This is a genomic window from Fimbriimonas ginsengisoli Gsoil 348, from assembly GCF_000724625.1.
Classification (GTDB): domain Bacteria; phylum Armatimonadota; class Fimbriimonadia; order Fimbriimonadales; family Fimbriimonadaceae; genus Fimbriimonas; species Fimbriimonas ginsengisoli.
This window is the reverse complement of record NZ_CP007139.1, coordinates 4,016,384-4,030,200: the sequence shown is the minus strand read 5'-3', so window position 1 is coordinate 4,030,200 and position 13,817 is coordinate 4,016,384. Positions and strand designations below refer to the sequence as shown.

Genomic DNA, 13,817 nt, shown 5'->3' with positions numbered 1-13,817 from the left:
AAGTAATGGTCCCATGACGCTCGCCCACCTCAGTGACACCCACCTCGGATTCCGGGCTTACGGCCGGACCACGCCGGGTGGTTTGAACCAGCGCGAGGCGGACGTGATGGCCACCTTCCAATCCGCTTTGGATGCGATCGCGGAGCGAGATCCCGACTTGGTCATTCACGCGGGAGACCTGTTTCACGTCGTGAGACCGGGCAATGCCACAATCGTCCGAGCTTTTCAAGCCCTAACTGAATTTCAGTCGAAGCGCGGCGGCCGGCCGTTCGTGTTGATCGGGGGGAACCACGACACGCCGCGCAGCTCCGACAGCGGAAATATTCTCCGACTCTTCGAGTCGATCCCCGGGCTTCGGCTAGCGCCGCACCGGGCCGAGACGATCGACTTTTCCGAGCTCGACCTTGAAGTGCTGGCGGTCCCGAGTCATGCCTTGCTGCGGAACCAACAGCCGGAATATTCGCCATCCGGGACGAGAAAGCACTCGGTGCTGACCCTCCACGGTATGGCGCGACAGGCGCTTCCTCGGCATGCCCAGTTCGACGTCGAGCAGACCTGTCATGACGACTGGACCTACGTCGCGCTGGGTGACTACCACAGCTACCAGCCTTACGGCCGGAACGTCTGCTACTCCGGAAGCACAGATTTCGCCAGCACGAATATCTGGGATGAGGCTCGAGTTCCCAAAGGGTGGGTTTGGTTTGACACCGAGGTGGGTCGCTTAGAGCAGGTGGGCTTGGCGACAAGGCCGGTTTTGGACCTGCCGACGATCGACGCGCAGGGGCACGATCTTGGGCAGGTCGAATCTCAGATGCGCTCTAACGCTCAGTGGGAGGATGGGTTTCCGATCGTTCGTCAGCGGATCGTCAACTTCCCTCCGGGCCTGCGCGGAAAGCTCGACCACCAGCTCATTCGAGAGATCGCGGCACGGGCATTGAACTACCAGATCCAAGCGGTCGCTCCCCAGCCAGTGGCGATCGGGAATCGGGATGGCATCGTGACTCGGACTTTAGAGCAGAGTTGGTCGGAGCATATCGACAAAGCGACGCTGACCAAGAGCGTGAGCCGCGGAGCGCTGAAAGAGTTGGGGCTGGCGTTGCTGAAGGAGGTGCGCGAGCGTGAAGCTGCGACGCCTTCGGCTTGAGAACTTTCGGCAACATGCCTATACGGACCTCCACTTCGATGAGGGGATGACGGCGATCGTCGGCCCCAACGGGTCTGGAAAGTCGACGCTCGTGGAGGCAATTACCTTTGCGCTGTACGGTGAGCAGCGGGACAAGAAGGAGACGGTTCGATTCTATTGGGGGAAGGGAAAACGGTTCGCGGTCACCCTCTGGTTCGAATTCGAGGGGCGCGAGTATGAGGTGGAGCGGACCCACGCCGACGCTCATCTCGTTCAAATTCAGGGCGCAGTGCTCCGAGCCCATGGGCTCTCGGAGACGACGAAGGCTTGCGAACGACTTTTGGGGCTGAACTACGACCAGTTCGTCAACTCCTTTTGCGCCGAGCAGAAACAGATCGCGTTCCTCCAGTTTCGGACGAACGCGGCGCGACAGGACGAGGTCGCACGAATGCTCGGATTCGACCGGCTGCGATTGGCGGAAGAACTGGCCGGGCAACGGCGGCGAGAAGCCGCCCTGCAACGGGAGACGTTGGAGCGGACCCGGGTTCCTGCCGAGCTTCTCCTATCGGAGCGGCGCAAGGCGGAGAACGGGCTCGCGGAGGCGAATCGGAAAGCCAAGGAGTTGGCGGGGCGACAGGCCAAGATCTCACAGGAGTTGGCAGGCGCGGAGTCGATACGTGTCGACGCGGAGCGCTGGCTTGCCTTCGACCGCGAGGCACTTCGAATCGCGGGTGATTTACGCGGTCTCGAAGTTGCGGCGGAAGTGGCCGCCGAACAGGTTCGAGAGGCGGAAGAAGCGGCGGCAGAACTAGCGACCTTACTTCCGAAAACGGAGAGCTTTCGGGCTTCCGAGAGCCGGCTTACCGTACTCGCGCCCAAACGCCGGTTGTTGGCCGAGGCAACCGCTTTGCGAGAGATGGCGACCCGGCTCCAGGACGAGATCGCGGCCATTCCCGATTTCGACTTGCCCGCGGCGGAACGGGAGGCCGATGCCGCCGAGCGGGCATTACTGGAGTTGAATCAGGCGTTGGCGAAGGAGCGAGAGGCGATCTCTGGTTCGCTGGCGGCGACCCGCGCGCGATTGGAGATCGCCGGCGCGGCTCTGGCACGAGCCGAAGTAGCGGCGCGCGAGGGGCGCTGCCCGGAATGCGGACAGCCGATCGCCAATGCCGAAGAGAGAGTTGGCACCTATCGAGCGGAGGTGGAACGGACTTCTGCGGAGGTCGCGCGCTTGTGCGCGGACCTGGACGGCTGCCTTCGCGAGCCAGAGGCAATGGTGGCGGCTCGCTTATACCGCGATCGATGTTCGCGTGCCCTGTCTGAGATGCGCGAGCGAAACATCGTCCGGGAAGATCGTGGGCGCCGATTGGGTGAGCTGAAGTGCCGGATCCAAGAGATTCTCCGGGACGATCCGGAAATCGACGGCTTGGCGAAGGAGATCGAGGAGCTCGAATCGGCGGTGCAATCGACACGGGACGCCCACGAACGATCACTCGCCGTTTCATCGATCGCCGAATCACTGGCACCACGACAGACGGAATTCAGCCGGGTCAATGCCGCCCTGGAGGCGGTTCTAGCGCAAAAACTGGCGATCGAACGAGAGAGGGCCAAGTTGCCGTTTTCGGATGCTTCGGCGGCGACGGACGCGGTTGCCCACGCTCAAGCGGTTGCCGAGGAGGTCCGGAAGCTGGAGACGGAGCGCTGCCAAGTGGAAACTTTGCGCGACTTGGCCACTCGCGATCTTGCGCTGGCCAAGGCGAGGCAGGAAGAGCAGGCGGGGTTAGAACGGGAGATCGCCTCGCTACGCCAAGCCGAGGCGCTTCACGAAGCTTGCGCGAGGGAGATGCGCGTGTTCAGGCAAGCGATGAACACGGAAATCGGTCCGGAGTTGGCGGCTCGCGCCTCGGAGAATCTCTCTTTGCTTACCAACGGGCGCTACCTGGCCCTTGAGCTGGATCGAAATTTTACGCCGAGCGTAATCGAGGACGGAGTGGCGAAGCCGGTGATCTCCGGCGGAGAGGAAGACGTGGTGGCGCTGGCGCTTCGGCTGGCTTTATCGGAACTGATCCAAGAACGGCAGGGGCGCCCGATGTCGCTGCTGATCCTGGACGAGGTGTTCGGTTCGCTCGATACGGAACGGCGACAGGCGGTTTTGGACCGTCTGACGGCGCTACGGGGCCGTTTCGAGCAGATCCTCGTGATCACACACCTGGAGGATGTTCACCAGGTGGCGGATCAGACGATCCACCTCCGCCGCGACCCGGCCAGCCGGGCGACGACGGTGGGGCCAGTGTTGGGAAACTCTTAGGGGCTTCTTTCTCGGGCGAGCCGCCCGAGATACCCACGGGCGAGCCGCCCGTGCCACCTTTAGGGCTGCGTAGGGCGGCTACCTTGCCGCGACCGGGAGACCGCCGACGGCTCCGACGGCGAAGTCGTGGTCGTCCTTGTTCACCTTCTCGATCTTCGCCTTGGCAACCGCGCCAACTTCGCGCCATCCTTGCCAAGTCGCAGTGTTCGTCTGACGCCAGTAGACGACGTAGCGAACTCCCGGCTTAGCGACCCAGGTGAGGCCGGTGTCGTGCGCTTGGGGGCGGTCGTAACGGACATCGGTGGGCGCCTCGGCGGCGTCGGCGAGGGACGCCATTGCGAGCAGATTCACTCGGGCGACGTTGGCCAGGTATCGGAAATCGACGTACTTCGGCAGATCGTTGTCGTTGTGCTGCCGCGAGAATTCCTCGAACTCCTCGGTGAAGCGGACGGCCGAGAAGCCCTCGTTATTAAAGGAGGTGTGGTCGCCGCCGCGTTGGAATCGATCTCGCCGCAACACTAGGTCGGCTGAGAAACCGCGTACTTTGCCACGGGCAGACCATTCGACGAAGCGCGCCAGTTCTCGCCCGTTGTGGGTGGGGACCTCTTCGCTAAAGACCCGGACGTGGCGCTTGTCGCGCCGCCCGTTGACGCTCTCACTGGAGCCGACGATGTCGTTGCTAAGAACCGCCTCCAGCTTCCAGCCCTCTTTTTTTGCCCGGCGAGCGAGGGCGGCGGAGCCGAGCAGCCCCTGCTCTTCCCCGCTGAAGCAAACGAAGACGAGGGTGTTGTTCCACTTTCGCTGGCTGAGTACGCGAGCGAGTTCCAATGTGAGCGCGGTTCCGCTGGCGTCGTCGTTCGCCCCGGGTGCGCGGGCGTCGAGGTTCGTTCGGTCGACCATGTTGATCGAATCGAAGTGGCCGCCCACTAGGACGCGGCGGTCGGTCTTTCCCGGCAACGTCGCCACTACTTCGACGACGTCTTTCTCCACGGGCACTCTGGACCCCTTGGGGGCCAAGTAGTGCATCACTTCCACCTGGAGTCCGGGAACCCTTCTAAGTTCGCCGGCCAAGTATTCCGCCGCGGCGGTGAGGGTTGGATTGTTGACGTTCCGGTTTGGAAACGACGCCAGCCGCTCGACAGTGGCCCTCAGCTTTCCCGGGTCGACTTGAGCGGCGAGGGCTTCGTTGGTCGGGAATACCTGCGTGGCGGCGAGTAGCGTCAGCAACATGGCTGCGGTTTACCACGCATCGACTCGGCAATGTAGAAAGGAGGTGGTGCCGATTTCCTAAAGAATTCTTAACCAAGTACGAAAAGTTCACTTTGATGAGAATGATTTCGATTGTAGGATAACCTATGGCCGAAAATGGGCAGAGAACTGGCAAGCTTGATTGGGTTTGGCACGTCGTTTCTGCCCTCATTGGGGCCGCTGCGGCTATTCTTGTAATCGTCCAAATGATCCATCCTCCCGAAGGAAGTACTCGAGGCGAGCAAGTCAACCGTGCCCTCCACTCGGTTCAACCCGACGACAACCCCCAATTCAAGAGCGAGGCACTCGTTTATTTACGATCCCGCGTCGTCAACCACAACCGAGGTTCGGGAAGCAGCAATTCTATTCGAGACATCCGTCTTCCGGAAGGGTGCGTCTCGTTACCGGTGGAGGAGCCCCACCTCAACGTGGGAGATCGAAACTACTTCCGCCCTCGATCGGCCCTGACCAAAGAGTATTCCGTCGTAACCGACCAGAATCGTCAGACTTTCCTGGTAGTTCACGGCCTGGATTTGAACCGAGGATTTGAAGGATGGATCTTTACGATCGGCCGATCGTACTGCCTTTACTATCGCGGAACAGGAAGTCCATTTCCGTATAAGGGCGATCGGTCGCGTTGGATAAACCACCTCGTGGACGGAATGGGAGGCTCAGTCTGGAAGGTAGTTCCTCTTGAATGCCCTGCAATGTCTGATCTGTCCAACGAACCGGTCCTCCCGATCAAGGTTTTAGGAGCCTTCTTTGGAGCTGACCCAGCAAGGGATGTTCACTTCGTTAGTTTTGATGGAAAGAAGGGCATCGTGATCGAGGTTCCAGGAGACATAAAGCCATCCGATTTCGGCGCTGAAGAGCTAACGGCAACCTTTCCCGAGGAAGTCTTGCGTCGATTCTTAAAACCCTGAACGACGGGACCTGCTGTCAGCGGCGGAAGGGTTGACTTCGTTATGGGTATCCGGTCATCGGCTGGGTGCCGATGCTACTTAGGAGACGGTGACTACGGCCATGTCGCTGCGGCGTTCTTGGACTCGGGCAAGTACACCGGCCCACTCGGGGGCGGAGAGGGCGGGGTCGCGTTCGATCGCTTCCATGGCGGCTTGGCGGGCGACTTCCAGCATCTTGCCGTCTTGAACAAGGTCCGCGATTTTAAAGTCGAGGTTGCCCGACTGTTTGGTTCCCGCCAGCTCGCCCGGACCGCGTAGCCGAAGGTCTTCTTCGGATATTCGGAAGCCGTCGTTGGTGGCGACCATGACTTCCATCCGGGTTCGCGCTTCCTCGCTCTTGGCGTCGGCGATGAGGATGCAGAAGCTCTGGTTCCCTCCCCTACCGACGCGGCCGCGAAGCTGGTGCAGTTGCGAGAGGCCGAAGCGGGTGGCGTCTTCGATGACCATCACCGAGGAGTTCGGCACGTCGACGCCGACTTCGATGACGGTCGTCGACACGAGAATATCCAGCTCGTGCCGGCGGAACGATTCCATCACCGACTCTTTCTCTTTCGGCTTCATCTGGCCATGGAGCAGGCCCACTCGCATGTCTTCGTAAACCCCGGTGGAGAGTTGGCGGTGAAGCTCCTCCGCGGCTTGCGTGAGCATTTTCTCGCTCTCGCTGACCATTGGGCACACGAAATAAGCTTGCCGCCCCGATTCGATGAGCTTGCGGACTCCAAGGTAGACCGACTGCCGTTCGAACGGCAGTTTCCAGTGGGTCTTAATCGGCTTGCGACCGGGCGGGAGCTCATCAATCACAGAGAGTTCGAGGTCGCCGTACATCGTCATGGTGAGGGTGCGCGGGATGGGGGTGGCGGTCATGACGAGTACGTCGGGATTACCGAGACCCTTATCCCGAAGCGCTTTGCGCTGGAGCACGCCGAAGCGATGCTGCTCGTCGACGATGACGAGGCCAAGGCGGTGGAAGCCGACCCCTTCCTGAATGAGCGCGTGGGTTCCGACGGCGATGTGGGTGACGCCCTGCGAGGTTCGCTCGGCAGCCTTCCGTTTTTGAGCGGCGCTCAGCTTGCCGACGAGCAGCTCGACCTCGATTCCCAGCGGCTCGAAGAGCGCTCGAAGGTTCACGGCGTGCTGCTCGGCAAGGATCTCGGTGGGCGCCATCAAAGCGGCCTGATATCCGCTGCGCACCGCGGCGAGCATGCAGCAGGCGGCGACGGCGGTCTTGCCGGAACCGACGTCGCCTTGGACGAGGCGGTTCATGGGATATGGGCGTTCCATATCGGCCCAAATCTCTTGGATCACGCGCCGCTGGGCGTTTGTCAGCTCGAACGGGAGCATCTCGTGGATCTGCTCCCACAGCGGAGCTCCTTCGTGCTTCGCGCGCTGATCTTGCTCGAAGAGGTGGACCGGGTGGTCGGGCAGCTCGACGACCGCGCTACGTTGCTTCTTCGGTTCTTTCACGGCCGGAGCCGGGCGCTGGATCTCTCCCGTGAGGAGTTGCGAGATCGGAAAGGCAATACCAAGCTCCTGCTTCATCTCGGCGCGTCGAAAGGCGAGCGCTACTTGCAGATAGAAGAACTCCTCGAAGACGAGCCGGCGGCGGGCCTCCAGGCGCATCTCTTCGGATTCCGGCATGTGGATCTGGCGGATGCACCAACGTAGCTTTTGGAGCTTGTAGCGGCGACGTAATTCTTCGGGCAGGGGATCCTGCACGAGGTCTAGGTAATGCTCAACGACCGACTTGGCCGCTCGGCGCATCACCTTTTGGGAAAGGCCTTCGGTGAGCGGATAGACGGGAACGATTCGGGCGAAGTCCTCGGAGTCGTCGTCCTCGGTGATCGGCTCCCACTCGGGGGCGGCCATTTCCATTCCGAAGGAGGTTTCCTTGACGAGACCATAGGCAAGGACGTCGCCCTCGTGTTTCTCGAGCACCCGCCTGATCCAAGGCTGGTTGAACCACGTGAGGGCGATGTGACCGGTGGCGTCTCGGATGACCGCCTTTAGGATGACCATGCCGCGGTTCGTCTGCCGGGCGTCGACGTTGACGAGCTTCCCTTGAACGGTCGCCCATTGGCCGGGGCGGAGCTGGCCGATCGGCGGGAGGTGCCGCCGGTCTTCGTAGCGGCGCGGCATCACGTATAGGAGGTCGCCGGCGGTATGGAAGCCGGCCTTATTCAGCGCCAGGGCGTTTCTCGGCCCCACTCCCTTCAGAAACTGAACCTCCGTATCCAGTGATCGCTCCGCCATCCTCTAAAAATGATAGACGAATGACGGGGGGCGGATGAGGCGTAAGGCGTTGGGCGCGAGGCGTTGGGCTTCAGATAAGCTAGTTTTCAGACCTCGTTCGATCATAACCTCAACGTCTGACGCCGATCTCCCATGTCCCCTTCCTTTCCTCCAGAACAACGCGATCTTGTCGACCTTCGCAGCGACACCGTGACTCGTCCGACGGACGAGATGTTTGAGGCGATGCGGAACGCTCCGCTTGGGGACGACGTGCTCGGAGACGATCCGACCGTTCTTCGATTGGAAGAGATGGCGGCGCAGATGCTGGGTAAGGAGTGCGCGCTTTTTGTGCCAAGCGGAACGATGGGCAATCAGATCGCCCTGGCATGTCATTGCCAGCCGGGGGACGCCATTCTTATCGAGGAGGAGGCGCACATCCTTTATTACGAGGTGGGCGCTCCGGCGCTGATCGCGGGGGTTGTGAGTTGGACGCTTCCCTCGAACCGGGGGGCGATGGACCCGGAGGTCGTCGATCGACACGTTCTTCGCGCCAATCTGCACACACCTGGAACGACGCTGCTATGTGTGGAGAACACCCACAACCGGGCCGGGGGCGCGATCATCCCGCTCGATACCTTAGCCGCCTACCGTGAGATCGGCGACCGGCGGGGGATCAAGGTGCACCTCGACGGGGCGCGGGTCTTCAATGCCTCGGTCGCGCTGGGGGTCCCGATAAGCGAAATAGCGAAGCATTTCGATAGCGTTAACTTCTGTCTCAGCAAGGGGCTACGTTCGCCGGTCGGCTCGCTTCTGTGTGGAAAGGCGGAGTTCATCGACAAGGCGCGCGTTTGGCGAAAGCGTCTTGGGGGCGGGATGCGGCAGGCCGGAATCCTTGCAGCCTGCGGAATCGTGAGCCTCAATTCCAATGTAGACCGGCTGGCGGACGACCACCGACGGGCGAAGGAGATCGCCCAAGCGGTCTGCGAACTCCCGGGGATGTCGGTGAAGCTGGAAGAGGTTGAGACCAACATGGTGATGGTGGACACGGAAGCGCCGGCCCCAGAAATCCAGGGGAAGTTGGCGGAGAAGGGAGTGCTGTGCCTGCCCACTGGTCCGAACCGACTCCGGCTCGTGCTCCACGCCGACATCGACGACGCCAAGACGGAGAAAGCGATCGAGGCGTTCCGCGCCGTGGCGGCTTAGCGAGGCCGTGCCCTTCCCGGACGAGGTGGGATGAGGCTTGGCCCGGCAGGATGCCGGGGTGACACTGGAAAAGATGCCGGCAGGGATGCCGGCACTACGGATCGAGTATTCTGTTTTGCGGTTGCGGCCGTAGCTCAGTGGATAGAGCGTCTGCCTCCGGAGCAGAAGGTCGGAGGTTCGAGTCCTCTCGGCCGCGCCAGTTCTTGCGATATCATCGACACCTTTCGTCAGCCGGTAATTCCCCTTGTAGAAATAGCAGGCGGGGCCCGATATCATCGATGTCGTGGCGAACGGAATCTCTAGGCAAGACCAAACGGGCGACTTTAGCTCAACTACCGCACAGCCGGCAAGAACGATGCACCCGTGCCCCTCTTGTGGAGAAGAAACCCTTCCGCTGACATCCGCGCTTCGTGCGGCTCAGGATGGATCGGCGCCGGCCGGGTTGCCGGGTGCGGTTCCGAATCCGGAACAGGTCGCACGATGGCTTCGGCCGCCTGAACTTCCGGGTCAGAACAAATCGCGGCGCCGCGACATCTGGGGCTCCAGTTTTTTCATGGCGGTGGCGTTCGTCGTCGTCTTTTTGACCGGCCTCATGCTCTGCGCCATCCTAGGATTCTGGATCGGGGGCATTATTACCGCGTTGGCGATGGTGGCGGTGGTGTACCGAGCGCGTAAGACACCGATCGTGATTGGCCTTGCTCCGAACATCCACGAAGGGACCTTGGCGATGCGGGCTTGGGACCGCCGGATGGAAGTTTGGGAGAGGTTGGTCGTGTGCCCGAAGTGCGGAACTTTGTCCGACCCAGACACTGGCCGCACGGCAGAATGGCATTCCATTCCCAGCCTTTTCGTATCCGATCGACCTGCCCCTCGCCAGTAGTAGCACTAACACGGTTTTATTTGGTTCTATTTATCTTCCCGGCTCATCCTTTTTTTGGAGAGCCGGGACGTTTTTTTGTAACTAACCACTAAACGGTCATTCCGGGGTAGGTTTCGACTCGATTACAGTCGTCGAGGAATCTAACCGTAACAGTTTCGAGGGTTGGGAAAACAAATTATGGGCGGAACAATTAAGGCCAAGTATTCGATTTAACAATAGTGTACGGAGCACTTACGCGCGCGGAGAACGCAATTTTCCCCTGGGGTGGCTCGGAAAAACCTGTGTTATGATGCTTTCATCCTATCTTTTGGGATGCTTTTAATTAGCCACAGGTAAACCATATGAATCGAAGAGCCTTCACTCTTATTGAACTTCTTGTCGTTATCGCAATCATCGCGATTTTGGCTGCCATTCTGTTCCCCGTCTTCGCCCAGGCGAAGCTGGCCGCGAAGAAGACCTCCTCCCTCTCCAACATCAAGCAGACTTCCCTGTCCGCGATCATGTATGAGGGCGACGTCGACGACATGCTGCCGCTCAGCCTGAGTGGCGCCTATGCCAACCTCGGCTGTCCGACCAGCGTCGGTTGCCGCGACGGGCTGCCGGATCACTCCAATACCTGGGTTTTCATCACCCAGCCGTACATGAAGAGCCTGGCGGTTCTCGTCGATCCGGGTCTCGGAGATGGCGACAACATCTTCGGCAGCGGCCCCAACGCTTGGTTCCGCAACCAGAACCGCTACACCCAGTACGGTTACAACTATCAGTTCCTCTCGCCGTTCTATGCTTGCGAAAATTCGCTCGCTCGCTCGGCGACGGCGGCGGTGAAACCGGCGGAGACCGTGTTCTTCACCACGAGCCAAGGATTCACCACCGTTCCGAAGCGCGGCTTCTACGCGGCGAACCCTCCCGGATCCTGGCCGATCATCCTCCCCGCGCCGAACGCGTGCGCTTGGTACGATGGCAGCACCGGTTCCGGTAACTGGTCCGCGAACAACCCGGCCAGCATCGGTAAGATCACGTCGAGCACCCGAATCAAGACGTATAACGGAGCGAACGTAGCCTGGCTTGACGGCCACGCCAAGTTCATGAACGACAGCGCGCTCGCCGCAGGTACGGACTACGGCTCAGCTTCCTATAACAATGGGAACGAGGGTGCGCAGATCACCGACATGTCCAAGTACCTCTGGAGCCTGGACGGTACCCTCAACGACCTGAGCCTGTGAGAAACCTAATGCGTATTCTGCCTGCCCTTGGAATTGCCGGATTTGTTATTGCCACGTGCTGCGCCTGCAAAGGCGAAAGTACAGACGCGGTAGCGCCGGTGACACCACCGGCGGCAAAGCCGCAGGTTAAAGCCGGAGGAAAGGTTCAAAACGGAGGAGTTTTCGACGGCACCGTCGATCCAGCTCCTCCGGGAGTTCAGACCGGAACTAAATAGGAACGCCGCTGAGCAAGAAAAAAGGGACCACGTCGTAGACGTGGTCCCTTTTTTTCTTGCTCAGGTGGTTAGGGTGAAAGCCGGGGCAGAATTATTGGCCGAGGGCTTTCCAAGCGGCGTCGACTAGCGCCATCGAATTGGAGGTGGGTACTAAGAATAGTCCTCCGACGGACCGACCTTTGATCGTCCACTCCGGACGGTTGCTGATGTCCTTAAAAACCCGGGCCTTCTCGATTTCTCGAATCAGAGCGTCTGGCTGAATTCCGGCCACGGCCGGGGTTTCGTACAGCCGGATAACCCCTCCTTTCTTCGATCCGAACGTGAGCATCACCACGGGTTGAGGAGAGGTCAATTTCCCAGCAAATCCTTTGGGGAGCGTCGCGAGCTCGGAGAGCATCATGATGTAGCCCGCGGAAGGTAGTTGGACAAGCGGAAAGCCGGCTGTCTTAACCAAGGTGCCGATCGGCACGAACGATGACTTGATCTTCGGCTTAGGTAGGCGGGGCCGTCGCGCTTGACTTCCCATTTGAGCTGGGGCAATGGCGATGACACTCGCGGCTAAGACGATGGCGACCGTGCGCCCAAAATGGAGCGACTCTTTTGCAAGTCGTGTGGTTTTCACGAGATTAGTTTACGCCAAATCTCTTTTTAAGTCATCTGGTCTTGAACTCTTCAACTTTGTTGGAACGTCGTCGATTACCGTACAAAGTTCTAAACGAAATACGGCTTTCTTCAAATCTACTTTACACTTGCATAAGCGTCGCTGACGCTGAGGAGAATTTCATGTATTCAAGTGCGATTAGTTTTGCCCGCAAGGCTCTTGCGCTAATCGGTTTGGCCGCTGTCGTTGGGTTTTCGTCTGGCAATTCTTTGGTTCCGGGAACGTCCGGAGTCACCGGCGGGACATCGACCACGGGAGGCAGCGCCGGCTTCTCGGGGGTGCTCGATTGGACGAAAACCTTTAGCTACGGAAGTGGGGCGGCCGCCGTCACGAGCATCGAGTCGTCGACGCCATACGTCTACGTTCTGTTGCAGGTTCCGAATCCAAATGGAGGCGGAGGCGGAGGAACTGGGGGGCCGCCACCAGGCTCGACTCTGGCGGATCAGAATTCTCACGTTGGGCCGGCGGTCCGGAGCATGGCTCACGAGAGTTTCCTTTCTGCAATGAGATCCGATCCTGCCAGTGCGATAAGGTCTCGACTCGACAGCTACTCACCCGCCCTGAAACCGGCGTTCGTCCCCGGAACCCGATTAGAAGTCATCAAATACGACACTTCGGGCAATCAGATCTGGGCCACAATTTGTGCCGAGGGCGATCCGGCTCTGGGCGGAACTACGCCGCCACCCCATGAATTTTACACACCCGGGGGGATCGCGAAAGATTCGTCCGGAAATGTTTGGATCACCGGTACGGCGTACGATACGCCGGGAATTTCCACCGCACCAACTTCGACCTACACCGTCGAACTGAACCCTTCCACGGGGGCTATTCTTACGCACACGGGGGGCCCTCTTTACTATTCCGGCGGACAAGCGGACCACCAAGACAAGGGGCTCTATATTGCAGCGGATGGGGCCAACGTCTATTCGGTGGGAACGCACGCCGATTCCGGAAGCGGAACCGTCAAGTATCAGATCCTCGCATACACCCACTCCACCGGGTTCTTGGCCGGCTACCTGGATAGTTACGCGGGAACGCCGAGGGCGGTGGCGGCCGCATCGAGCGGGAATGGAGTCTTAGTAGCGGGAAAAACTCCCAATGGAACGTACAACGACATCTTCGCCGCAAGGTACGTTTACTCGAGTGGCTCCATCACCAAAGCGTTTACCGCCACTTATAACGACGCCAGCAACAACGAGGACTATGCGACCGGAATCGCGCTCGGTAGCAGTTACATCTTCGTTACCGGATACACCTATGCTACCGGAAGCCCGGCGAACGTCTGTTCTCTCCTTCGGCTGCCCGTCTCCGCAAGCGGAACGGCGAGTTTTACGGTGATCAATAGCACGACCTTCGGCTCTCCGTCGGTGATAACGGCAGATTCCAGCGACAACGCATACGTAGCGATGAGCGGAGCCGGCATAACCACGAGGAAATACACCTCTAGCGGCACGCAGGTCTGGTCACAATACGACGACGAAACGCTCGCCGTGAGCGGAACCGCCCTCGGCATCGCCTTAGCCGGCAGCACCGTGTACGTCGGCGGAGTCGAGTTTCACAACGTTGCCCTTGCCTATCTCGCCTCTGATGGAACCGGTAAGGTTGCGAACAAAGCGGCGGACGCGACCGCTCAGGCATTCGCGTTCAATGCTGGCACCTCACCACCTCGCATGTATCTAACCGGCTACTCCGGAAGCCCCGGCGCGAGCACTAACGTGTGCTACACCCTCCAGTATCACTGATCCAAGACGCGCTGGATGGGGGC

At 60.1% G+C, this 13,817-nt stretch carries 10 protein-coding genes and 1 tRNA gene; 8 read left to right on the top strand and 3 right to left on the bottom strand.

Annotated elements, in window-relative coordinates; all coding sequences use genetic code 11:
- The first annotated feature begins 13 nt into the window (after positions 1 to 13).
- Complete coding sequence (locus OP10G_RS17980; protein WP_025229053.1) at positions 14 to 1,144, top strand: metallophosphoesterase family protein; 1,131 nt, start codon at positions 14 to 16, stop codon at positions 1,142 to 1,144.
- The gene (locus OP10G_RS17975; RefSeq protein ID WP_025229054.1) at positions 1,119 to 3,431 is read left to right on the top strand and encodes an AAA family ATPase; all 2,313 of its coding nucleotides are present in this window, start codon (positions 1,119 to 1,121) and stop codon (positions 3,429 to 3,431) included. The genes OP10G_RS17980 and OP10G_RS17975 overlap by 26 nt, the downstream gene beginning before the upstream one ends.
- A 78-nt stretch (positions 3,432 to 3,509) precedes the next feature.
- On the opposite strand, the gene OP10G_RS17970 is transcribed toward OP10G_RS17975, so the two are convergent.
- Entirely contained in the window at positions 3,510 to 4,661 is a 1,152-nt protein-coding gene (locus OP10G_RS17970; RefSeq protein WP_025229055.1) for a M20/M25/M40 family metallo-hydrolase, read from the bottom strand.
- A 671-nt stretch (positions 4,662 to 5,332) separates the two neighbouring features.
- Between OP10G_RS17970 and OP10G_RS26455 the strand changes: the two genes are divergently transcribed.
- Positions 5,333 to 5,602, top strand: a complete 270-nt coding sequence (locus OP10G_RS26455; RefSeq protein ID WP_144241236.1) for a hypothetical protein — start codon at positions 5,333 to 5,335, stop codon at positions 5,600 to 5,602.
- Positions 5,603 to 5,680: 78 nt separating this feature from the next.
- Here OP10G_RS26455 and recG read toward each other — a convergent pair whose 3' ends face one another.
- Entirely contained in the window at positions 5,681 to 7,891 is a 2,211-nt protein-coding gene (gene recG / locus OP10G_RS17960) for an ATP-dependent DNA helicase RecG (protein WP_025229057.1), read from the bottom strand.
- Positions 7,892 to 8,023: 132 nt separating this feature from the next.
- Here recG and OP10G_RS17955 point away from each other — a divergent pair, with 132 nt between their 5' ends.
- From OP10G_RS17955 to OP10G_RS17940, 4 genes are all read left to right on the top strand, one after another.
- A complete protein-coding gene (locus tag OP10G_RS17955) occupies positions 8,024 to 9,073 on the top strand; it encodes a threonine aldolase family protein (RefSeq protein WP_025229058.1) in 1,050 nt (349 codons plus the stop codon).
- Between the two features lie 123 nt (positions 9,074 to 9,196).
- Positions 9,197 to 9,272 (top strand) — tRNA-Arg (locus tag OP10G_RS17950).
- A gap of 84 nt (positions 9,273 to 9,356) precedes the next feature.
- Positions 9,357 to 9,953 carry a CvpA family protein gene (locus OP10G_RS17945; RefSeq protein WP_144241235.1) on the top strand — a complete coding sequence of 199 codons (597 nt, stop codon included), beginning with the start codon at positions 9,357 to 9,359 and terminating at the stop codon, positions 9,951 to 9,953.
- 341 nt (positions 9,954 to 10,294) lie between these two features.
- Entirely contained in the window at positions 10,295 to 11,176 is an 882-nt protein-coding gene (locus OP10G_RS17940) for a prepilin-type N-terminal cleavage/methylation domain-containing protein (RefSeq protein ID WP_025229060.1), read from the top strand.
- A 306-nt stretch (positions 11,177 to 11,482) separates the two neighbouring features.
- Here the strand turns inward: OP10G_RS17940 and OP10G_RS17935 are convergent, their stop codons facing one another.
- Complete coding sequence (locus OP10G_RS17935; protein WP_025229061.1) at positions 11,483 to 12,013, bottom strand: hypothetical protein; 531 nt, start codon at positions 12,011 to 12,013, stop codon at positions 11,483 to 11,485.
- Positions 12,014 to 12,555: 542 nt separating this feature from the next.
- On the opposite strand from OP10G_RS17935, the gene OP10G_RS17930 reads away from it, so the two are divergent.
- Positions 12,556 to 13,794 (top strand): NHL repeat-containing protein, encoded by a 1,239-nt coding sequence (locus tag OP10G_RS17930; RefSeq protein WP_144241234.1) that lies wholly within the window; start codon positions 12,556 to 12,558, stop codon positions 13,792 to 13,794.
- Positions 13,795 to 13,817: the final 23 nt, after the last annotated feature.

What these genes read in the sequence shown, in the direction of transcription:
- OP10G_RS17980 (WP_025229053.1), top strand. Translation starts at nt 14, where the DNA reads ATGACGCTCGCCCACCTCAGTGACACCCACCTCGGATTCCGGGCTTAC.
- OP10G_RS17970 (WP_025229055.1), bottom strand. Translation starts at nt 4,661, where the DNA reads ATGTTGCTGACGCTACTCGCCGCCACGCAGGTATTCCCGACCAACGAA.
- recG (WP_025229057.1), bottom strand. Translation starts at nt 7,891, where the DNA reads ATGGCGGAGCGATCACTGGATACGGAGGTTCAGTTTCTGAAGGGAGTG.
- OP10G_RS17955 (WP_025229058.1), top strand. Translation starts at nt 8,024, where the DNA reads ATGTCCCCTTCCTTTCCTCCAGAACAACGCGATCTTGTCGACCTTCGC.
- OP10G_RS17940 (WP_025229060.1), top strand. Translation starts at nt 10,295, where the DNA reads ATGAATCGAAGAGCCTTCACTCTTATTGAACTTCTTGTCGTTATCGCA.
- OP10G_RS17930 (WP_144241234.1), top strand. Translation starts at nt 12,556, where the DNA reads ATGAGATCCGATCCTGCCAGTGCGATAAGGTCTCGACTCGACAGCTAC.